The 20794-nt window shown below is 69.6% G+C and carries 17 protein-coding genes and 1 riboswitch; of the genes, 5 read left to right on the top strand and 12 right to left on the bottom strand.

Annotated features, from left to right (window positions below; genetic code table 11):
- Window positions 1-152: 152 nt before the first annotated feature.
- Window positions 153-362, top strand: coding sequence for a hypothetical protein (locus OV427_RS45420; RefSeq protein ID WP_267862486.1), 210 nt, complete (start codon window positions 153-155; stop codon window positions 360-362).
- 194 nt (window positions 363-556) lie between these two features.
- Here OV427_RS45420 and OV427_RS45415 read toward each other — a convergent pair whose 3' ends face one another.
- Genes OV427_RS45415 through OV427_RS45405 form a run of 3 tightly spaced genes read right to left on the bottom strand, consistent with a single transcriptional unit; the run spans window position 557 to window position 2682 of the window.
- A complete protein-coding gene (locus OV427_RS45415) occupies window positions 557-1078 on the bottom strand; it encodes a gamma-glutamylcyclotransferase (protein WP_267862485.1) in 522 nt (173 codons plus the stop codon).
- A gap of 12 nt (window positions 1079-1090) precedes the next feature.
- Window positions 1091-1687: a GbsR/MarR family transcriptional regulator gene (locus tag OV427_RS45410; RefSeq protein WP_267862484.1), complete on the bottom strand. Its 597-nt coding sequence runs from the start codon at window positions 1685-1687 to the stop codon at window positions 1091-1093.
- The gene (locus OV427_RS45405) at window positions 1684-2682 is read right to left on the bottom strand and encodes a polyprenyl synthetase family protein (RefSeq protein WP_267862483.1); all 999 of its coding nucleotides are present in this window, start codon (window positions 2680-2682) and stop codon (window positions 1684-1686) included. Before OV427_RS45405 ends, OV427_RS45410 begins: the two co-directional genes overlap by 4 nt.
- 180 nt (window positions 2683-2862) lie before the next feature.
- Here OV427_RS45405 and OV427_RS45400 point away from each other — a divergent pair, with 180 nt between their 5' ends.
- Window positions 2863-4404: an MFS transporter gene (locus OV427_RS45400; protein WP_267862482.1), complete on the top strand. Its 1542-nt coding sequence runs from the start codon at window positions 2863-2865 to the stop codon at window positions 4402-4404.
- A 4-nt stretch (window positions 4405-4408) separates the two neighbouring features.
- On the opposite strand, the gene OV427_RS45395 is transcribed toward OV427_RS45400, so the two are convergent.
- The 9 genes from OV427_RS45395 to OV427_RS45355 all read right to left on the bottom strand — a co-directional run bounded on the left by OV427_RS45395 (window position 4409) and on the right by OV427_RS45355 (window position 16169).
- Window positions 4409-5941 (bottom strand): methyl-accepting chemotaxis protein, encoded by a 1533-nt coding sequence (locus OV427_RS45395; protein WP_267862481.1) that lies wholly within the window; start codon window positions 5939-5941, stop codon window positions 4409-4411.
- Window positions 5942-6039: 98 nt separating this feature from the next.
- On the bottom strand, window positions 6040-8052 hold the full coding sequence (locus OV427_RS45390) for a PAS domain S-box protein (protein ID WP_267862480.1): 2013 nt from the start codon (window positions 8050-8052) through the stop codon (window positions 6040-6042).
- Between the two features lie 109 nt (window positions 8053-8161).
- A complete protein-coding gene (locus tag OV427_RS45385; protein ID WP_267862479.1) occupies window positions 8162-8464 on the bottom strand; it encodes a hypothetical protein in 303 nt (100 codons plus the stop codon).
- A 148-nt stretch (window positions 8465-8612) separates the two neighbouring features.
- The gene (sugE, locus tag OV427_RS45380) at window positions 8613-8945 is read right to left on the bottom strand and encodes a quaternary ammonium compound efflux SMR transporter SugE (protein ID WP_267862478.1); all 333 of its coding nucleotides are present in this window, start codon (window positions 8943-8945) and stop codon (window positions 8613-8615) included.
- A 17-nt stretch (window positions 8946-8962) separates the two neighbouring features.
- A riboswitch (guanidine-III (ykkC-III) riboswitch) is annotated at window positions 8963-9028 on the bottom strand.
- Between the two features lie 107 nt (window positions 9029-9135).
- Complete coding sequence (locus OV427_RS45375; RefSeq protein ID WP_267862477.1) at window positions 9136-10170, bottom strand: D-alanine--D-alanine ligase family protein; 1035 nt, start codon at window positions 10168-10170, stop codon at window positions 9136-9138.
- A gap of 2 nt (window positions 10171-10172) precedes the next feature.
- Window positions 10173-11246 carry a putative zinc-binding metallopeptidase gene (locus tag OV427_RS45370; protein ID WP_267862476.1) on the bottom strand — a complete coding sequence of 358 codons (1074 nt, stop codon included), beginning with the start codon at window positions 11244-11246 and terminating at the stop codon, window positions 10173-10175.
- 105 nt (window positions 11247-11351) lie between these two features.
- Entirely contained in the window at window positions 11352-13034 is a 1683-nt protein-coding gene (locus OV427_RS45365) for an arylsulfatase (RefSeq protein WP_267862475.1), read from the bottom strand.
- A 219-nt stretch (window positions 13035-13253) separates the two neighbouring features.
- Window positions 13254-15608, bottom strand: coding sequence for an arylsulfatase (locus OV427_RS45360; RefSeq protein ID WP_267862474.1), 2355 nt, complete (start codon window positions 15606-15608; stop codon window positions 13254-13256).
- A 96-nt stretch (window positions 15609-15704) separates the two neighbouring features.
- Complete coding sequence (locus OV427_RS45355; RefSeq protein ID WP_267862473.1) at window positions 15705-16169, bottom strand: MgtC/SapB family protein; 465 nt, start codon at window positions 16167-16169, stop codon at window positions 15705-15707.
- A 278-nt stretch (window positions 16170-16447) separates the two neighbouring features.
- Here OV427_RS45355 and OV427_RS45350 point away from each other — a divergent pair, with 278 nt between their 5' ends.
- The 3 genes from OV427_RS45350 to glsA all read left to right on the top strand — a co-directional run bounded on the left by OV427_RS45350 (window position 16448) and on the right by glsA (window position 20669).
- Complete coding sequence (locus OV427_RS45350) at window positions 16448-17959, top strand: arylsulfatase (RefSeq protein ID WP_267862472.1); 1512 nt, start codon at window positions 16448-16450, stop codon at window positions 17957-17959.
- 24 nt (window positions 17960-17983) lie between these two features.
- Window positions 17984-19375 (top strand): glutamate decarboxylase, encoded by a 1392-nt coding sequence (locus tag OV427_RS45345; protein ID WP_267862471.1) that lies wholly within the window; start codon window positions 17984-17986, stop codon window positions 19373-19375.
- Window positions 19376-19517: 142 nt separating this feature from the next.
- Window positions 19518-20669: a glutaminase A gene (glsA, locus tag OV427_RS45340; protein WP_267862470.1), complete on the top strand. Its 1152-nt coding sequence runs from the start codon at window positions 19518-19520 to the stop codon at window positions 20667-20669.
- Window positions 20670-20794 lie beyond the last annotated feature (125 nt).

The raw sequence follows: 20794 nt of genomic DNA, 5'->3' as shown, positions 1-20794 counted from the left end.
ACGTTCATGTAGGCACGGCACTTCATTTGGATGGAGGTCGCTCGCCTGCCCTGCGGTTGCAGTGGCGGGCGCGCGCCGGGCATCGCTTGCTTCCCCCTCCCCTCGCCCCCAGCGTTGGGCTTGATGCTCCACCCGGAGCAGGAGGCAGGGAGATGGCGAAGAAGAAGATCGTCGAGGGCTACGGAGGGACGAGCGAGCAGCGCCAGCGTCACCTCCAGAACGACAACTTCTCCGAGCGGGCGCCTCACACTCCGGCCGAGGCGGAGCAGGTCCGCAGCACACCCGACAAGGACGGAAGCGTGGTGACGGTCCACCCGCTGGGCGACGAGGACTCCGAGGACCTCTGGCACGGCGAGCCGTGAGCCGGCGGGCCCTTCAGCGCATGAAGAGGAAGTAGAGCACCGCGCTCAGGGCAGCGGAGACGGCGATGCTGCCGAGGCAGCCGAGCTTGTTCGAGAAGAAGAAGAACATGGGCGGGGAAGAACCTGCGCATCCCCGGGCTCTTGGGAAGCCCGGGGCGCAGCGCTGTCGGCCAGCACACCGTGTCGGCTGGGAGCTACGCGCCGCGCTTCAGCCGCTCCACGTACTCCGCGGGCAGGCCCGCTGCCTGGGCGCCGCGCACCAGCGCCTCCACGAAGCGCGGGCTCACCGGGCCGTCCTGCGAGGCGCGCCGCGGATTCGTGACGAACGCCGTGGCCTCCACCTCCTGGCCGTCCACGCGCACGTGCACGGGGCGCTCCACGCACATCCCCGTCACGAAGCCTTCCTTGTGCTGGACGATGGGCCAGTCCTGGCCGCGAATCTCGAACAAGCGCCCATACACCTTGCCACCCGCCGCGTCCGCAAGCCCCGCCACCCGCCCGCCCCACCAACGCGACGGGAAGTCGTAGACGAGGTCCACGTCCACCGCCTCCGCCAGCCGCCCCTCGGGCAATTCGAAGAAGCCGTAGCTGTGCTGCTGCTTCCACTCGTCGAAGGCGGCGCGGTCCAGGATGGTGGAGTACGCGAAATACAGGCGCGTGGCCGAAGGGTCCGCCCCCTCGCGCGCCTTCATCACCTGGTCGTAGTGCGAGTCCATGGTCCGCCCCTTCTAGCGTTTTTCCCGGCGCGGCGAGCCCGCCTCGTCACGGAACACGGCGAGCACGCCGGACACGTCCAGCCGCGACGTCTTGATGAACAGCCGCAGCGCGCGCTCCACGTGCTCGGCCAGCGTGGTCATCTTCTCCAGCCGGGCCAGCCGCTCGCCGGGTACGCCGGTCACCGACTGCGCCAGCCGCCGCGCCTCCGCCAGGTCCGCGCGGATGCGCGCCACAAAGCCCGCCTCGCGCTCCTCGATGACGTGCGTCACCATCCGCACCAGGTCCGTCTCCGCCGCGTAGCGCCACGCCGAGTCCTGCGGCAGGCGCACCCGCTGGATGACCCCCCAGCGCTCCAGATCCCTGAGCAGCATCGACACGCCGCCCTTGGACAGGTCCAGCTCGCGCTCGATTTCTCCCGCGGTCAGGGGCTCTCCCCGCAGATACAGCAGGGCCCACACCCGGCCCTGGTTGCGCTTGAAGCCCCAGAACTCGATGACATTGCCCACCGCGTCCACCGCGATGGCCTCCCACGGTGCCAGCTTTCCCTCCTGCGCTGGCTCCTCGGATGTCGGGCTCCCGGGCGCCCCCGTCCACAGGTAGCCCTTCATGCAGCGCGTCCCTGGACCTGCTCGGCGATGCCGGCCGACAGCTTCCGCGCCCAGCCCACCAGCTCCGCGCCGGCCGGGTCGCTGGCGAAGTGGCCCAGCTTGTCGAGCGCCGCTTCAATCTCCACGTTCATCCGCGCCATGGCCGCCTCCACCGCGCCCGTGGCCTCGATGGCCGCGCCAATCTCCTTCGTGCGCTCGGGCGTAATCGTGGAGAACGCCCAGGCGTCCTTCAGCTTGCGGCGCAGGGACTCCTCCTTGGCCACCGCCAGGAGGATGGGCATGGACGGCGTGCGCGAGTGCACGTCCGCGTAGCGCGGCTTGCCCACGTCCGTGCCGAGGATGTCGCGGATGTCGTCGGCAATCTGGAAGGCCACCCCCAGGTGGCGGCCGAAGCCGTCGAAGCGCTCCACGGCCTCCGGGTTGTCCGAGAGCGTGGCCGCGGCGTTGCCGCACCAACCGAACAGCGAGCCCGTCTTGCCCTCGGCGATGAAGCGCAACCGGTTGAGCGGCAGGTCCAGGTCGCCACGGGCCTCGACCTCGGCGATGGCGGCGCGGGTCATCTCGGCGACGACGGAGAGCGCGCTGCGCGTCAGGCGCGCGTCCAGCATGGACAGCTGGTGCAGGCCGGTGGAGAGGATGAGGTCACCGCTCATCACCGCCACGATGTTGCCCCAGCGCGCATTCACCGTGGGCCGGCCGCGGCGGAACATGCCCGCGTCCACCACGTCGTCGTGCAGGAGGCTGGCGGAGTGGATGAGCTCCGAGGCGACGGCCACGTCCACCAGTCGCTCCGGCTTCACGCCCACGGCGCCGCCGAACAGCCGCACCAGCATGGGACGCGCCCGCTTGCCGCCGCTGCCCAGGCACAGGTGACGGGCTGCCTCCATGAGGGTGTCGCCCTTCACGTCCGGACCGGCGTTGCCGTCCACGAGCGTGCTCCCAAGCCGCTGCTCCACCGCCCCCAGAAAGTCCGTCAGCTCACGAGCCAGGTCCATGTGCGCCGTCTCCTCGCCCGTTCATATAGTTCAAGACCGCGTGAACTGCACCTGAATCCAGCGGCCCCCTCCAGGCGGGCAGGCGGGGTGGGACATGTGGCCTGCGCCCGCATGGAGGGCAGCCGTGCGCGCGGGGTTCACCCGGGGGCGGATTGAGGGGCCGGGAGGGCTGTGCGACAGATGAAGGGCCCCGTCGCTCTTCGAAGAAGGAACCCGTTGAGCCCCGCCGCAACCTTCCGCCGCCACGTCCTGAGCAGCTTCGCCTCGCTCGCCACCGCCGTCCCGCTGTTCCGCCCGGGCTCGTCGCTGCCGGGCTCCTCCGCGCCGCTGCTGGGCGCGCCTCCGGCGGACGGGCCGGGCCCCGGCTCCACCCGGGCCACCGGCCGGCTGCGGCGCAGCATGGGCGCCTCGGTGGTGGAGGGCATGTTCGCGGAGGTATTCACCGCGTGCGCGGGCGCCACGGTGCTCACGGCCTGGGCCATTGCGCTCGAGCTGGGGCCGTTCCTCGTCGGGGTGATGACCGCCCTGCCCTTCTTCGCCCAGTTCGTGCAGTTCCCCGCGGCGTGGCTGACGTCCACCTTCGGGCACCGCCGGGTGGCACTCACCGCGGTGTGCCTGTCGCGTCTGGTGTTGTTCCCCCTGGCCGTGATGCCGTGGCTGGGATTGACGTTCCCCGCACAGCAGCACCTGCTTCTGGCGGTGGCCGGCGGGTCCGCGCTGCTGGGCGTGGTGGGCAACAACGCATGGGTGGCGTGGATGGGGGAACTGGTGCCGCGCTCCGTGCGGGGCCGCTTCTTCGGCCGGCGCACCGCGCTCACCACGCTGGCGGGCACGGTTGCCTCGCTCGCCGCGGGCCTCCTCATGGACAGGCTGCGGATGCCCGGAGGCGTGGGCCTGGGGCTGCCCCTGCTCGCCCTGGGCGCCTGTGTCATGGGTGTGGTGACGACGCTGCTGATGGCCACTCAGCACGACCCGGCCCCTCCGGGCACCACGCCACGACTGGAATTGAAGGGCGCGCTGGTGCCGCTGAAGGACCCGACGGCGCGGCGCGTGCTGGGCTACCAGATGGCGTGGAACGCGGCGGTGGGCGTGTCCGCGCCCTTCTTCGCGCTGCACAGCCTGCAGAACCTCAAGATGACCTTCGTCATCATGGCGCTGCACGCCGCGGCGGTGGCGGGGGTGCGCATCCTCACCGCGCCGCTGTGGGGGAAGATGATTGACAAGGTGGGCGCACAGCCGGTGCTGATGGCGTGCTCGCTGGGCATCAGCACCATCCCCGTGCTGTGGCTCCTGCCGTCCGCGGGCACCTTGTGGCCACTCCTGTTCGACGTGCTGCTGGCCGGCTCGCTGTGGAGCGGCCATGGCCTGGCCATCTTCGCGCTGCCCCTCACCGTGGCCCCGCGCAAGGGCCGGCCCTTCTACCTCGCCGCCTTCGCCACCGCGGGCGGGCTCGCGTACTCCGCCGCCGCCGCCGTGGGGGGCGCCATCGCCGCCGCCCTGCCGCGGCAGTTCATGCTGGCCGGCCACGAGTGGGTGAACCTGCACGTGCTGTTCGTGCTGTCCTCCGTGGCCCGGCTGGGCGCGGGCCTGCTCGCCGCGCGCATCCTCGAGCCCGGGGCCCAGCCGGTGCGCTCCGTGGGGGAAATGGCGTCCCGGCTGCTGCCCCGACTCCGTCCCGCGCCCGCGCTGGCCCAGGCGCGCTCGGGCGACGGCGAGGGCTGAAACGTCAGACGCGGTAGGCCCGCACTACCTGGGACACGCGCTCGGAGAGCATCTTCAGGGACACCGCCGCGTCGCTGGTGTTGGAGATGCGCTTCACCGTGTCGCCCATCAGCGTGTTCAGCTCGTTGACGGCGGTGAAGATCTGCTCGATGCCGGTGGCCTGCTGGCTCACCGTCCGCGCAATCTGCCGCGCGGAAGTGGTGCTGTCCTGGACGATGCCGGTGAGCTGCCGCAGCGTGTCCCCGGACGTGCGCACCTGCGTCAGGCCCGCTTCCATGCGCTGGGTGCCCGCCGCGGTGATGTCCACCGTGCCGGCGATGGCCTCGCTGATGTCCGAGAGAATCGCCCGCACCTGCTTCGTCGCCCGGATGGACTGGTCCGCCAGGGCGCGAATCTCCCGCGCCACCACCGCGAAGCCCTTGCCGTGCTCACCCGAGCGCGCTGCTTCAATCGCCGCGTTGACCGCCAGCAGGTGGGACTGGTCCGCCAGATCCTTCACCGTCTCCGTGATTCCGCTGATCTGCTGCGTGCGCTCGCCCAGCGACATGATGCGCTCGGCGATCTGCTCCACCTGCGCACGCAGGTCCACCAGGCCCTCGATGCTCGCGGCGATGGCCTCCTCGCCGGTGCGCCGCAGGGACTCGGCGCGCTCGGTCACCTGGATGACGGACTCGGCCGAGTCCGACGCCATCAGCGCCGTCTGGCGGATCTCCTGCGCCGTCACCTGCGTCTCCTGGAGGGCCGCGGCGCTGCGGGAGACCATCTGGTTCTGCTGATCGGAGGACTCGTTGAGCCCCGTCACCGAGTCGCTCAAGAGCTCCGTGGACGCCTGGAGCTGGTGCAACAGCTCCTTCAGCTTGCCCACCAGCATGCCGACGGCGCGCGCCAGTTGCCCCACCTCGTCCGTGGAGTTGATGTGCACGGACTCACGCAGGTCACCGTGCTCGGCGATGCGCCGCACCGCCGCGGTGAGCTGGTTCAGCGGCGCGACGATGCGGCGGCTCAGCGCGAACGCCACCGCCGTGAGCACCACCAACGCGCCCAGGAGCACCAGGCGCAGGTTGCCCAGGATGTCCTCCACCCTGTCCCGCGCCTCCGTGCGGTTGAAGCCCACGTGGACCACTCCGAGCCCACCCGGAATGGGTGCGTTCATGTCCAGCAGCTCCGAGCCGCCCGACATCAGCGCGCTTCCATTCGCGGCCTTCGCCAACTGCTCGTGGTGGTCGCGGAGCGTCTGCGTGTGCCGGCCCGCCACCGCCGTCAGGTCACCCTTCGCGTCCACCACCGCCACATAGGCCAGCTTCCCTTCACGGGCCACGGTGTCCAGCGTGGCCTGCACCGCCGCCGGGTCCTTGCCTCGCAGTTGCCCCGTCAGCGTGGAGGCCAGCGCCGTGGGCACCGCCGCGCCCAGCTCGCGGCCCTGGTCCTCGAAGGACTGGCGCATGCGGGGCACGGTGTAGCCGAACGACAGGAGCGTGAAGAAGAGCGCCACCAGCAGCGGCGCGAGGGTGATCTTCTGCGTGAGGGAGATTCGCATCCGGGCACAGTCTGGGTGCCGCCGCTCCGAGCGTGCAACCCCACCTCCACGCATGCGGGAGAGTACGTAGACGCGCGAAGTCTCCTGGCACCCCGACGTCACTGCACCACGCGCGACGGACTCCTTGGCAGCCATACGATGAAGCTGGTGCCGTCCTCTTCCGAAGAGCGCACGTCGATGTGACCTCCATGGCCGAGGACGATCTGCCGGGTGATGTAGAGCCCGAGGCCGATGCTCCCCCGCCCTTGCGCGGCCGCGGGACCTCGCCGGTAGGGCTCGAAGATGGTGGGCAGCAGCGCCGGGGGAATGGGCGCGCCGACGTTGTGGACTCCCAGTGAGACTCCGCTCTCCTCCGCGCGCGAGGACACGCGCACGGGCGCGTCGTCCGGACTGTGCTGGAGCGCGTTGCCCACCAGGTTGGTGATGACCTGGGCCAGCCGGTCCTCGTCCCAATCGCCGCGCCCATCGCCCCGCACCTCCACGGAGATGCGGCGCCCGGGGTTGGCCAGGTGCACCTCGTCCACCACCCGCTGCGTCAGCTCGTGCAGGTCCACCGGGCGCGGGTGGATGGGAATGGCTCCGCCCACGCGCGCCTGGGTGAAGTCCAGCAGGTCGCGAATCATCCGGTGTGCGCGGTCCGCCGCGGAGACGATGCGCCGCAAGCCCCGGCTCTGCGCCTCGGTGAGCGGGTCGTGCCGCAGCAGCGACAGCGAGGCCAGCGAGATGGCGTTGAGCGGGTTGCGCAGGTCATGGCTGACGATGGCCACCACGTCCTCGCGCATCCGCACCGCGTCCTGGGCCTCGCGCAGCAGGATGGCGTTGTCGATGGCGATGGCGGCGCAGTCCGCCACGGCGTGCGCAATCTCCAGCATGGTGGGCAGGGACATGCGGCCGGGCACCGAGGACGCCATGGTGAGGACGCCATGCCTCCGCCCCCGGGCCACCAGCGGGACGATGACCGAGGAGCGCGGGGCGAGCGCCTCCAGCGCGGCCCGGTGCTCCGCGTCGTGCGTCATGGCGTCCAGCCACCCGGGGACGGCCTCGGTGGCCACCGGCTGTCCCGTCTCCAGCACGCTGGCGGCGGGACTGCGCGAGCCCTGCCGGGGCGTGAAATCCATGAGCCGGTCCGCCAGCGACTGCCGCGCCGGGTCCTTCGCCCGTACCACCTGCCGGTGGAGCTGCCCGTCCTCGCCCAGCAGATCCACCGCGCAGTAGTCCGCCAGGTGCGTCACCGCGAGCAGGGCCAGGCTGCGCAGAGTGGACTCCACGTCCAGCGACTGCGCCAACAGCGTGCCCGCTTCCTGCAGCAGGGCCTGCGCCCGCTGCGCCGTCTTGCGACGGGAGATATCCCGGACGATACCGGTGAAGAAGCGGCCCCCGGGGAACACCGTCTCGCTGACGGCCAGCTCCATGGGGAACACCTGCCCGTCCTTGCGCTGCCCCAGCACCTCGCGGCCGAGGCCCTTCCCCACACAGGTGCTCAGGCAGGTGTCGTGCTGGCTCCGGTCCGGCTCGGCCATCAGCATGCGGATGTTCCGCCCCTCCATCTCCTCCGGGCCGTAGCCGAAGATGCGCGGGGTGGCCGCGTTGACGGCGAGGATGGTGCCCTGGTCGTCGATGGTGAGAATGCTGTCCACCGCCGTGTCGAGGATGGCCTGGAGCCGCGCCTCGCCGCGGCGCAGCCGCTCGGTGACGGTGGCGAGCAGTGCGTCGATGGCCTGGTCGAGCCGCCGCACCTCCTGGAGGGTGATGGCTCCGGCGGCCTCGCGCTCCCACAGCGCGAGGATGGTGTCGCGCAGGTCGCCCAGCTCGCGCGCGGCGATGTGCGGGTCATGGCCCGTCACCAGTCGCTCCAGGGCATGGATGTCTGGCAGGTCTCCCAGGGGCTCGCGCGCCCCGGGGTACCCAGAGCTCACGCCGCGGACGACGTGGGAGATGCGCTCCAGCAACTGGAAGACCTGGCCCCTCAGCGCGGGGCCGCTCAGGTGCCGGGCCACGGAGTACGCGCGGACGCGGCGCTCCCACTCCGCCAGCACCTCCGCCCGCCGCGCCAGGATGAAGTCGCACAGGCGGAGGCCCGCATTGGTCGTCTCCACCCCCGGATCGGCCATGCGTGGAAGGTAGTCACCACACCGGCCGTCCACCGGCGGAGGCGTGTCCTGCCCTGCACGCCCGGGGCGGAGCGCATGAGCCCCCATTCCCGCGCCTGCCCGCCCGTCCTCAGCCCTGCGTCTCTTCGCGCCGGGACTCGGAGGCCGGACCGTGCGCCCGGGAGATGCGCACGAGCTCGATGAGGCGGCGCCGCGCATCCACCGCGTAGTGGATGGTGAGGTCCTCGATTCGGAAGCTCGGGACTTCCTCCCCGGGCGCTTCCTGGGACGCCAGCGCGGCCTGCCAGGCCAGCGACTCCAGCCGGGCCTGGATGGCGCGATAGGTTTCGCGTGGCAGGTGGGAGACCTGTCCCCAGGCCTCGGTCGCGATTTCGACCGTGTACGGGCGGTGGATGTTCTTGGGAGACCTCATACGCGGTTGCTGCCCAAAGCAGTCCGCGTGCCAACGCCACGATGAGGAAAATCGAACTCTTGCGGCCACCCTCTCTTGCGTCCCTGTAGAAATGGAAGGCGCGGACGGGGCGGGGCTGAAAAAACTCCGCCCCGTCCCCCGGGAAGCCTCAGGGGGCTTCGCCGACGCCGCTCGTGGCCTTCAGCCCGACGATGGCGACGAGCAGCAGCGACAGGAAGAAGATGCGCAGCGGCGTGGCGGGCTCGTGGAAGAGGACCATGCCCAGCACGGCCGCGCCCAGCGCGCCAATGCCCACCCAGACCGCGTAGGCCGTGCCGATGGGCAGCGACTTCGCGGCCAGGCCCAGCAGCACCATGCTGGCGACGATGGCGGAACCGGTGAGGATGCTGGGGATGGGGCGAGTGAAGCCCTCGGTGTACTTCAGCCCGATGGCCCAGCAGACCTCGAGCAGCCCGGCGATGACGAGAAGGACCCACGACATGACGCACGACTCCCGTGTTCGCGTCGTCTTGTCCTGACCGGGTACGGCGCGCCTCGTCCGGGCTCGGCGCGCTCACCATGAGCAGCCGTGCGTGCCCGGCTATAACGCCCCACCCCGCCCGCTTCAACCGGCGCGACGCCGGAGCCCCGCGGCGCGGGGCCGATTCTGGAGCCCCGCGGCGCTGGGCCGCTCAGTGCGCGGTGACGTGCCCGGAAGCAGGAGGCGTGGCGCGGGGCGCCCGGCCCTTCGTCAGGCCATGGCGGCGGGCAGCCACCTCGACGATGCGCTGCACGAGCTGCGCGTAGGACATGCCCCGCTCGCGCGCGCCGAGCGCCACCTCGCACTGCGCCTCCAGGTAGGGATTGGGGTTCACCTCCAGGAGGTACGGCTCGTTCGTGCGGCTGGACACGCGGAAGTCGATGCGGGCGTAGTCGCGCAGCTTGAGCGCTCGGAAGGCCGTCACCGCGGCCCGCTCCACGCGGCCGCGCAGCTCGTCCGACAGGTCATGCGGCATCACCAGCCGGGGACTGCCCTCCGTCTCCGGCGCGAACTTCACCTCGCGGTTGGCAATCTTCATCCGCTTGCGGCTCCACTTCTTGCCGAAGTCCAGCTCCACCACCGGCAGCACGTCCGGATTCGCGTGGTCGCCGAGCACGCCCACGTAGAGCTCACGCCCCTCGATGAACTCCTCCGCGAGCGCCTCGTCGTCGTACTCCTCGCGAATCTTCCGCACGCGCCGGGCCAACCCCTCCATGTCCTTCTCCACGCCCAGCCCCATGGAGGCGTCCGAGCGCGCCGGCTTCACGATGAGCGGGAACTTGAGGTCGGCGCTCGTCTGGAAGGAGTCGCCGTCGAACGTCGCGAAGCGCGGGGTGAGCACGCCGTGGAACTGGAGGAGCTGCTTGGCGAGGATCTTGTCCTGCGCCAGCAGGAGCCCCGCCGTGCCCGAGCCCGTGAAGGGCACTCGCGCCAGCTCCAGCACCGCGGCCACATTCACTTCCAGCCGGTAGTCCTCGGCGAACGTCTCGCAGATGTTGAAGACGAGGTCCGCGCGGCTCCACGACACCTGGCGCATGAGGTCGGTGACGCTCTCGTCCACGCCGACGTCCACCGTCGTGTGGCCCGCCTCCTCCAGGGCGGCGCGCACCTGGCCGACGACGGCGTCGGGCGCCTCGCCCTTCGGCTGGTAGTGGAGGACCGCGATGCGCAGGGGGCCAACGGGCATGGTCATTCCTCGTAGAAGCGGTCGGTGTAGAGGTGGTTCATCGCCAACGCCGTCACCAGCGAGGCGATGTGGACGGCGGCCTCGCGGCTGTCGTCCGGGTGCAGGGTGAGGCCGAGTGTCGCGGTGCGCTCGGCGAGGTGGTCCACCAGGGCGCGCACCACGTTGGGGCTCACGCCGGTGTAGCGGCTCACCGCGCTCAACAGGCGCTGGCGCTCGGAGCGGACCAGCGTCTCCGCGCGGGCGGGCGCTTCGCCCGGGCCATAGAAGATGTCCTCCAGCGCCTGGTCGAAGGCGTCGCGCAGCTCCAGGTCCACCTTCGCGTCCAGCTCGCGCTGGCGGTAGTGGTCCAGGACGGTGCCCTCCATCTCCTCCGTGGTGAGGTCCGGCTCGGCGAGCTGCACCAGCGGCGGCGCGCGGCCGAGCCGTGCCACCGTGTCCTCCACGTACTGGAGCTTCTTCAGCGCGCCCCAGCCCTGGTAGCGCTTGCGCCACTCGCTGCCGGGGGTGAGCCAGACGGCGAACGTCTCCGCGAAGTCCTCGTCGGGGTGCTTCTGCGCGTACCAGCCGGAGATGTGGTGGACGTAGCGCCGCGAGAAGGGCCGCGCCTTGTAGTCGTCGCGGTAGGGGCGCGAGTAGTCGCCGAACACCTTGCGCCACTCGTCCGTGTCGTAGAGGCGGTAGGCGTAGTTGAAGGCGTGGCCCGCTTCATGGCGGAGGTACATGAGGATTTCCTCCTCCGTCTCCACGCCTCCGCCCAGCTCCTCTTCAATCGAGTGCAGCTCCGCGTCCGCCAGATAGAAGGGCACGCCGATGACGGGGACGCCGGACGGGCAGCCCCACTCGTCGGACAGGTAGCACTGGGGCTTGAAGGAGATGCCCTTGGCTTCCAGCTCCGCGTGGAGCTGGGCGATGTCGCGCTCCAGCTGCGTGCCCGACAGCCGGAGCGCCAGGTCCTTGATGCGCGCCTGGAGGAGCTTCTCGCGCTGGGGCGGGAGCCGCCCGCGTCCATCCCCCTGCTGGGCGGGATGTTTCTCGCGCATCGGCAGGCCGGGATGGGAAGAAGGCGGAGTCAGCATGCCGCCTTCTAGATAAGGCTCGCCCTGGCGAGCGGACAGCCCATGCGGCTCCCAGGGCGAGCAGGGAGCCGAGCCCCTGTTCTGGCTGGCTCCTGACGCGAAAGACTATGCGTGGCTCTGCTGGAAGCGGCGGAGGGCCTCCTCCACGTCGTTGGCGAGCGCCATGACCTGGTCACCCACCTCGGACTTCCCGTCGTTCTGGGCCTGCCGCATCTTCTCCTTCACGCGCTCCTTCAGGGGCCCGATGCTCAGGCTGCCCGGTGCCTGGCTGGGGATGAACTCGATGAGGCTCTCCGCGAACTTCTTCACCAGCCCCTGGGCCGGGACGAAGAGGAACATGCGCTCGCCGTACCAGCTCGTGTACAGGCCCGAGTGCGTCGCGTACTCGAACGGGTCGGAGCGCAGGTTGAAGAGGTACGGCCACGCCGGGTTGAAGCGCTTGCCGCTGAACCACATGTCGGGGCCCTCGCCGTCCTGGTAGCTGAAGATGACCTTCCAGTCGTCGTACCGCACCGCGGCGATGTTGCCGCTGTCGAGGACGTAGATGAACTCATGGCGCCGGCCGGGCTCGGTACCGGCCAGCAACGTGCGCTGGTCGTACCCGTCCAGGTGGACGCGGAACTTCTTGTTCCCCACCTGGTAGCCCTGCTTGCACTTCTCGACCAGGTCCTCCGCGCCGCCCGCCGCGGCGACCAGCGTCGGCATCCAGTCCTCGTGGGCGAAGATGTCGTTGATGACGCGACCCGGCTCGATGACGCCCGGCCAGCGCACCGCGCAGGGGACCCGGACGCCGCCCTCCCAGGTGGAGCCCTTCTCACCCCGGAACGGGGCATTGCCGCCATCCGGCCAGCCCATCTTCTCCACGCCGTTGTCCGTGGAGAAGACGACGAGGGTGTTGTCGGCGATGCCCAGCTCGTCGAGCTTGGCCAGGAGCACGCCGACGTGGTCGTCCAGCTCCGTCATGGCGTCCGCGTACAGCCCCTTGCCCGTCTTGTTGCGGTACTTCTCCTGCAGGAACGTCCACACGTGCGTGCGCGTGGTGTTGTGCCAGATGAAGAAGGGCTTGTTGTCCTTCGCCGCGCGCTCCATGAAGGAGAGCGAGGAGGCCAGGAACTCCTCGTCCACCGTCTCCATCCGCTTCTTCGTCAGCGGGCCCGTGTCCTCGATGCGCTGCCGGCCCACGCGCCCCCAGCGCGGATCCTCCGTGGGATCGTCGCGGTCCGTGGCATGGCAGTGGAGCACGCCCCGCGGGCCGAACTTCGCCTTGAAGGCCGGGTCCTTCGGGTAGTCCGGGCACTCCGGCTCGTTCTCCGCGTTGAGGTGGTAGAGGTTGCCGTGGAACTCGTCGAAGCCGTGCACCGTGGGCAGGAACCGGTTCGAGTCCCCCAGGTGGTTCTTCCCGAACTGGCCGCAGGTGTAGCCCAGTGGCTTCAGCAGCTCCGCGATGGTGGGGTCGCCCTCCTGGAGCCCGTAGTCCGCGCCCGGCATGCCAATGGTCGTGAGCCCCGTGCGCAGCGGGTTCATGCCGGTGATGAACGCCGCGCGGCCCGCGGTGCAGCTCTGCTGCCCGTAGCAGTCCGTCAGCAGCGCGCCTTCCTTCGCGATGCGGTCGATGTTGGGCGTGCGGTAGCCCATCATCCCCTGGTTGTACGCGCTGACGTTCCAGAGGCCGATGTCGTCACCCCAGATGACCAGGATGTTCGGCTTTCGCTGCACGCCGCTCTTGCCGTGACCGTTGCCGCCGTGACCGTTGCCTGACGTCTTGCCCTTCTTCTCCTGCGATGCCATGCCGCTCCGCCTTCCCGTACCGTGCGGACCGCCCTCGGGCTCCATGCCCTCCGACCCTTGCCGGGCCGCGGGCCGCTCTCGCACGTCGCACAGGGTGGCTAGCCGATGGTGGAAGGACACCCATCCCTCCTGGGAGGGCCAAGCGGCTCGCTGATGACACCCGCGTCGCGGTCCGCGAGGAAGGGCGAACACCCTTCCCCGCGGCACGCGCGCATGCCGCTACTGGTGGGCCATGATGTTCCGCATCTCGGCTTCCTTGTCCTCGATGACGTCGCCAGACACGTCGACCACCACCTGCTCCAGCGTCCCGGTGAAGGGGAACGGAGTGCTGTAGTCCGTCGTCACGGAAGAGCCTTCATCCCGGCCGCAGGTGAGGCCCTCGGTGATGCCGATGTCGAGCGGAATGGTCACCGGGAGCTGGAGCTGACCGGCCAGTTGGCGGTCGATGTAGAGCTGCGCCCGCCCCGGCGAGCCCCTGCCATGGTTGATGTCCGGCTGGCCCGTGGGCTCGAACTCGAAGCGCAGCTCGTGGCGACCCTCGGGAATCGTCACGTTCGAGGCCAGGTGGTGGTGTTCCATGCCCACGTAGTTGTAGGCGTAGTGCAGCCGGTGGTCCTTCACGTAGAGCGAGTACCCTCCGGATGACCCGCCCTGCGCCACGAGGACGCCCTCGGCGCCGTTCTGGATTTCGACGGTGGCGGTGATGCTGTGCGGCCGGTTGAGCAGGCGCGGGGCAATCTTGTTCGAGACGGTCGACGTGCCGGGGAAGAAGACGTAGCGCTGGAGCCCCTTAGCAAGCTGCGGGCGGTCATCGGCCAGCCGGGTGGCACCCCGGCTGTCCAACGGCAACACGTTGTACTTGCCGGCCTCCACGTACCAGAGCGCAACCATCTCGATGAGCTTCTCGCGATTCTTCGCCGCGACGTTCCTCGTCTCGGAGAAGTCCTCGGCGACGTGGTACAGCTCCCAGCCGTGCGCATCCAGCTCGCGCAGTTTCTCCTCGGTGACAATCATCTCACCGAAGCCCACGCCGGCCTCGGCGAAGGACGGCCCGGGCACCGGACAGACGGCGCGCCAGCCGTCGTGGTAGATGGACCGGTGGGCGAACATCTCGAAGTACTGCGTGCGGTGCAGGCTCTCCGCCTTCGCGTCGTTGAAGCTCGCGGCGAACGAGACGCCCTGGATGGGTGACTGCGTCACCCCGCGGACCTGCTTTGGCGGCTCCAGCCCGAGGCACTCCAGCACGGTGGGCAGCATGTCGATCACGTGCGCGTATTGGCTGCGGACCTCGCCCTTCGCCTGGATGCCCTTGGGCCAGTGGACGATGAACGGGTCGCTGGTGCCGCCACGGTACGTCTCACGCTTCCACCGGCGGAAGGGCGTGTTGCCCGCCCAGGCCCAGCCAAACGGGTAGTGGTTGAAGTGCTTGGGCCCTCCCAGCTCGTCGATGGCGGCGAGCCCGTCCTCCAGCCGCTCGGGGACGTTGTTGAAGAACAGGTTCTCGTTGACCGACCCGTTCGGGCCGCCCTCGGCGCTGGCACCGTTGTCGCTGACGACCATGAGAATCGTGTTCTCGAGCTGTCCCGCCCCCTCCAGGAACTGGATGAGCCGGCCAATCTGATTGTCGGTGTGCTCGAGGAACCCGGCGAACACCTCCATCATCCGCGCATAGAGCCGGCGCTGGTCGGCGGACAGCGAGCTCCAGGCCTGGACGTCGGGGTCTCTCGAGGACAGGCGGGTGCCGGGCGGCAACAGCCCCAACTTCATCTGCTGCTTGTAGACCTTCTCGCGGTAGGCGTCCCAGCCGTCGTCGAACTGTCCCTTGTACCGGTCCGCCCACTCGCGCGGGACCTGGTGGGGGGCGTGCATCGCGCCGGGCGCGAAGTAGAGGAAGAAGGGCTTGTCGGGGGCGACCTGCCGGGAGTCCGCGATGAACTCGATGGCGTGGTCCACCAGGTCCTCGGTGAGGTGGTAGCCCTGCTCCGGCGTCTTCGGCGGCCGGACCTGGTGGTTGTCGTGGACGAGGTCCGGGTAGTACTGGTGGGTGTCACCCCCGAGGAAGCCGTAGTAGCGCTCGAAGCCGCGCCCCAGCGGCCACCTGTCGTAGGGGCCGGCGGCGCTCGACTGTTCGGCGGGGGTCAGGTGCCACTTGCCCACGGCATAGGTGTTGTAGCCCTGTGACAGGAGCACCTCGGAGAGGAAGCCGTTCTCGAAGGGGATGATGCCGTTGGAGCCTGGATAGCCGGTGGCCCCTTCGGTGATGCACGCCATGGCGTTGGAGTGGTGGTTGCGGCCCGTCAGGATGCAGGAGCGGCTGGGCGAGCACAGCGCGGTGGTGTGCAGGTTGTTGTACCGGAGACCGCCCGCCGCGAGCCGGTCCAGGTTCGGCGTGCGGATGGGTGAGCCGTAGCACCCCAGTTGTCCGAAGCCGGTGTCGTCCAGGACGATGAAGACGACGTTGGCCGCGCCCTTCCTGGCTCGCATCGGACTGGGCCAGGAGGGCTCGGACTCCTCGAAGGTCCTCCCGGCAACTCCGTTGAATGCTTTTCCCGGCTCGTATTCCTTCAACGGCATGACGCGCTCCTTCGACAGATGGACTCGAAGGACTGAAGGTGGGTTCCAGTATGCCGGGGTGAAGCGGGACGCCGGGTGGGAACGACGTTGGGCAACTCACGAACGGGGTCGCGAGCCCCCGGGGAGCCGTACCCGGCGCTGGCGGTGGAAGACCCTGCGCTCCAGCAAGGCCACCACCCAGCTCAAGGTGGCGACAGCTGGCGCGAGCACCGCCGCCAGGAGGGGGCTGCCGAGCGCGGCTTCGCAGCCCACCGCCGCCGCCACCCAGATGGACGCGGCCGTGGTGATGCCCAGGATGTAGTTGCGCCGCTTGAGGACGCTCGCGGCGCCCACGAAGCCGATGCCTGAAGTGATGCCCTGCAGTACGCGGAGCACGTCCTCATTCATGCGCGTGCCGAAGCGGACCGCGGTGGTGCAGAACAGCGTGGCGCCCAACGTCACCAGCAGGTGAGTCCTGACGCCTCCCGGCCGCCGGCGGTACGGAAGCCCCAGGGTGATGCCGGCGAAGGCCGCCAGGACGAGCCGCGCCCAGAGCTCCGTTTCCGTCTTCCACTCGAACATGCGTCGGGCTCCCGGGCCACGCCAGGCGTACCGCTCCCCTTTCCGTGACGCGCGAGGGCCTGGAAACGGTGCGCGCCACGTTGGCCGCTCGCCATGGTCCGGAAGGTGATGGCCATCGTTCACTGAACTGACACGCCCACGGCCTGCCGACCGCAGGAGCCCGCCTATCGCCCGACGGCACGGCACTCCCCCCCTCCGGCCCGATGATTCAAGGCCCGGCCGTGAGCTTCCTGAGTCCGCGGTTACGGACGCAACCTGGAGACAAGAGGAAGACGACCATGGCGAAGAAGGACAGCAACAAACCGAACATCCTGGTGATCTTCGGCGACGACATCGGCATGAACAACCTCAGCGCCTATTCCCACGGCGTGATGGGCTACAAGACGCCCAACATCGACCGGCTCGCGCGAGAGGGAATGATGTTCACCGACTACTACGGTGAGCAGAGCTGTACGGCGGGCCGCGCGGCGTTCATCACCGGCCAGAGCGTGTTCCGGACCGGGTTGAGCAAGGTGGGACTGCCGGGTGCCGCGAATGGCATGCGCCCCGAGGACCCCACCATCGCCGAGCTGCTGAAGCCCCTCGGCTATGCCACCGCGCAGTTCGGGAAGAACCACCTCGGAGACCGTGACGAGCACCTGCCCACCATGCACGGCTTCGACGAGTTCTTCGGCAACCTCTACCACCTCAACGCCGAGGAGGAGCCGGAGCGGTACGACTACCCCTCGCCGAAGGACTTCCCGCAGTTCCGGGAGAAGTTCGGCCCCCGCGGCGTCCTCCACTGCCGGGCCAATCCAGAGGGCGGGCAGAAGATCGAGGACACGGGGCCGCTCACCGCCAAGCGAATGGAGACCGTCGACGACGAGTTCCTCGAGGCGGGCACGAAGTGGATCCGCGAGCGGAACGCGGACGGCACGCCGTGGTTCATGTGGTTCAACACGACGCACATGCACCTGTACACCCACGTGAAGCCCGGAAGCCGCGGCCAGGCGGGACGGTGGCAGTCCGCGTACCACGACACGATGATCGACCACGACAAACACGTGGGAGCGATGCTCGACCTGCTGGACGAGCTCGGCATCGCGGACAACACCATCGTCATCTACAGCACGGACAACGGGCCGCACATGAACTCGTGGCCCGACGGCGGCATGACGCCCTTCCGCAGTGAGAAGGACACCAACTGGGAGGGCGCCTACCGGGTGCCGGCCTTCATCCGCTGGCCGGGGCACATCCAGGCAGGGTCGGTCTCCAACGAAATCGTGAGCCACCTGGACTGGCTGCCCACGCTCCTGGCCGCCGCCGGCGCGCCCGACGTCAAGGAACGGCTGCTGAAGGGATACAAGGCGGGCGGGAAGACCTTCAAGGTGCACCTGGACGGCTACAACGTCCTGCCGTACCTGACGGGACAGGAGCCGAAGAGCCCGCGCGAGGAGTTCTTCTACTTCTCCGACGACGGGGACCTGGTCGCGGTGCGCTTCGACAACTGGAAGATGACCTTCCTGGAGCAGCGCGCCCCCGGGACGCTCAAGGTCTGGGGAGAGCCCTTCATCGTGCTGCGCATGCCGAAGTTCTTCAACCTGCGCACCGACCCCTTCGAGCGGGCGGACATCACCTCGAACACCTACTACGACTGGTGCCTCAAGCACGCCTTCCTGGCGGTGCCGACCCAGGCCATCGTCGGGAAGTTCCTGGAGTCCTTCAAGGCCTTCCCGCCCAGGCAGAAGGCCGCGAGCTTCACCGTCGACCAGGTCATGGACAAGCTCACCGCCGGCCTCACCAGCCGGTAGGCGTCACATCCCAAGGAGGGCCCAATGCCACTGCACGGAAAAGAAGAAGTCCGGGACCACCTGAACGACGACGTCTACGCCTCGCCCGACCTGTCCGTCACGATGCCCAAGTACCGCATCCCCGACGACGAGCACAGCGCCGACCACGCCTACGCCGTGGTCCACGACGAGCTGCTGCTGGACGGCAACTCACGGCAGAACCTCGCCACCTTCTGCCAGACCTGGGCCGAGCCGCAGGTCCACCGGCTGATGGACGAGTGCCTCGACAAGAACATGATCGACAAGGACGAGTACCCGCAGACAGCCGAGATTGAAACGCGCTGCGTGAACATGCTCGCCGACCTGTGGCACGCGCCCGACGCGGCCCACACCGTGGGGACGTCCACCACCGGCTCCAGCGAGGCGGCGATGCTGGGGGGCCTGGCGCTCAAGTGGCGCTGGCGCAAGAAACGGGAGGCAGAGGGCAAGCCCACCGACAGGCCCAACCTCATCTGCGGGCCGGTGCAGATCTGCTGGCACAAGTTCGCGCGCTACTTCGACGTGGAGCTGCGCCAGGTGCCGCTGGCGCCCGGCCGCATGGTGATGACGCCCGAGGAGGTGCTCAAGCGCTGCGACGAGAACACCATCGGCGTCGTGCCCACGCTGGGCATCACCTTCAACCTGCTCTACGAGCCGGTGCAGGATATCTCCCAGGCGCTGGACGACCTCCAGCGGCGCACCGGGTTGGACATCCCCATCCACGTGGACGCGGCGAGCGGCGGCTTCATCGCACCGTTCATCCACAGGGACGTGGTGTGGGACTTCCAGCTTCCGCGCGTGAAGTCCATCAACACGTCCGGCCACAAGTTCGGGCTGACGCCGCTGGGCTGCGGCTGGGTGGTGTGGCGCGACGCGGCCGACCTGCCAGAGGAGCTCGTCTTCCGCGTGGACTACCTGGGCGGCGACATGCCGACGTTCGCCCTGAACTTCTCGCGGCCGGGCGGGCAGATCGTCATCCAGTACTACAACTTCCTCCGGCTGGGGCGGGAGGGCTACCGACGCGTGCAGCAGGCGTGCTCGGACACCGCCTTCGTCATCGCGAAGGCCATCCAGCAGCTCGACTTCTTCGAGGTCATCTACGACGGCAGGGGCGGCGTGCCGGGCGTGTGCTGGAGGATGAGGGAGGGCGCGAACCCGGGCTTCACGCTCTACGACCTGGCCGACCGCATGCGTGAGCGCGGCTGGCAGGTGCCCGCCTACCCCATGCCCTCGAACATCCAGGACGTGGTGGTGCAGCGCATCCTGGTGCGCCACGGCGTCAGCCGGGACCTGGCCGCGCTGCTGGTGACGGACCTGGTCGCCAGCATCCAGCACTTCCAGCGCCACCCGGTGAGCGCGCCGATGACGCGCGAGGAAGCGTCCGGCTACCACCACTGACGTGCCCGCCCCCGGCGTGCTCCCTGCGCCGGGGGCGTGGGTCCGAGTCCCCCCCTGCTTCCCAGCCCCGGCCGCCGGCCGTTGCGGCGCGAGCGCGGCTCTCCCATCTCTCTGCTACCCACCGACCCCGGAGGACTCCACCATGACGCAGGCCGCACGATGCCGGAGCCGCTGGCTCCTCTCCACCCTCCTGCTCACCCTGGGCGGCGCGGGCACCGCGCTGGGCGGCGCGCCCCAGACGAAGACTTCCCCGGCGTCCGCCCGCCCGGCGGCCTCCCCCGCCCCGGGGTCCGAGCTCCCCTCCGAGCAGGAGATCCACCAGGCCCTCCAGCGGGCCCACCAGGCCTTCGCCAACGACAAGGAGGGCAAGAACGCGGACTACATCCCCTACCTCGCGAAGGTGGACTCGAAGCTGTACGGCCTCGCGCTCGTCACCGTCGACGGACGGGTGTTCGTCGAGGGGCAGGCGCAGGCGCCCTTCCCCATCGAGTCCGTGTCCAAGCCCTTCACCCTGGCGCGGCTCATGGAGGAGGTGGGCGCGCAGAAGGTGGAGGACACGATTGGCGTGGACGCCACCGGCCAGCCCTTCAACTCCATCGTCGCCATCGAGATGAACGACGACCACCGGGCCGGCAACCCGCTCGTCAATGCGGGCGCCATCACCACCGTGAGCATGCTGCCGGCCCGCACGCCCGAGGAACGCTGGAAGAAGATCAACGACACCTTCGCCGCGTTCGCCGGCGAGCCGCTGCCGGTCAACAATGAGGTCTACAAGTCGGAGACGGCCACCAACACGCGCAACCAGTCCATCTCCGCGCTGCTGGAGTCCTACAAGGTGCTCGGCTCCCCGCGAGAACAGGCGCTGGACCTGTACACGCGACAGTGCTCCCTGGACGTGACGGCGAAGCAGCTCGCCACCATGGGCGCCACGCTGGCCAATGGCGGCGTCAACCCGGTGACGGGCCAGCGCGTGGTGAGCCCGGACACGGCGCGGCGGACGCTGGCGTTGATGGCCACCAACGGCCTCTATGAGAACACCGGCGAGTGGCTCTACCGGACGGGCGCGCCGGCCAAGAGCGGCGTGGGAGGTGGCATCGTCGCGGTGGTGCCCGGCCGCTACGCCATCGCCGTGTTCTCGCCCCCACTGGACGAGGCCGGCAACAGCGTGCGCGCGCAGAAGGCCATCACCCAGGTCATCAACACGCTGGGGGGCAACCTGTATGCCGCGAAGCCCATCCCCAGCGCCGGGTCCGCGACGGGAGGCTCCGGCACGAGCGGCCCGGAGCGCCCCTGACACGCGACGCAGGGCCCTCCCCCAGGTCCCGGTCCGCTATCGGCCGGGACACGTTGCTTCCGTCCCCGCGTCGTCCCGACGACGATGCCCCCCGCGTTCCGTTTGCGCGGAGCCCGCGAGTCCCC

It is taken from the genome of Pyxidicoccus sp. MSG2 (assembly GCF_026626705.1).
Taxonomy (GTDB): domain Bacteria; phylum Myxococcota; class Myxococcia; order Myxococcales; family Myxococcaceae; genus Myxococcus.
This window is presented reverse-complemented; position numbering and strand designations above follow the sequence as displayed.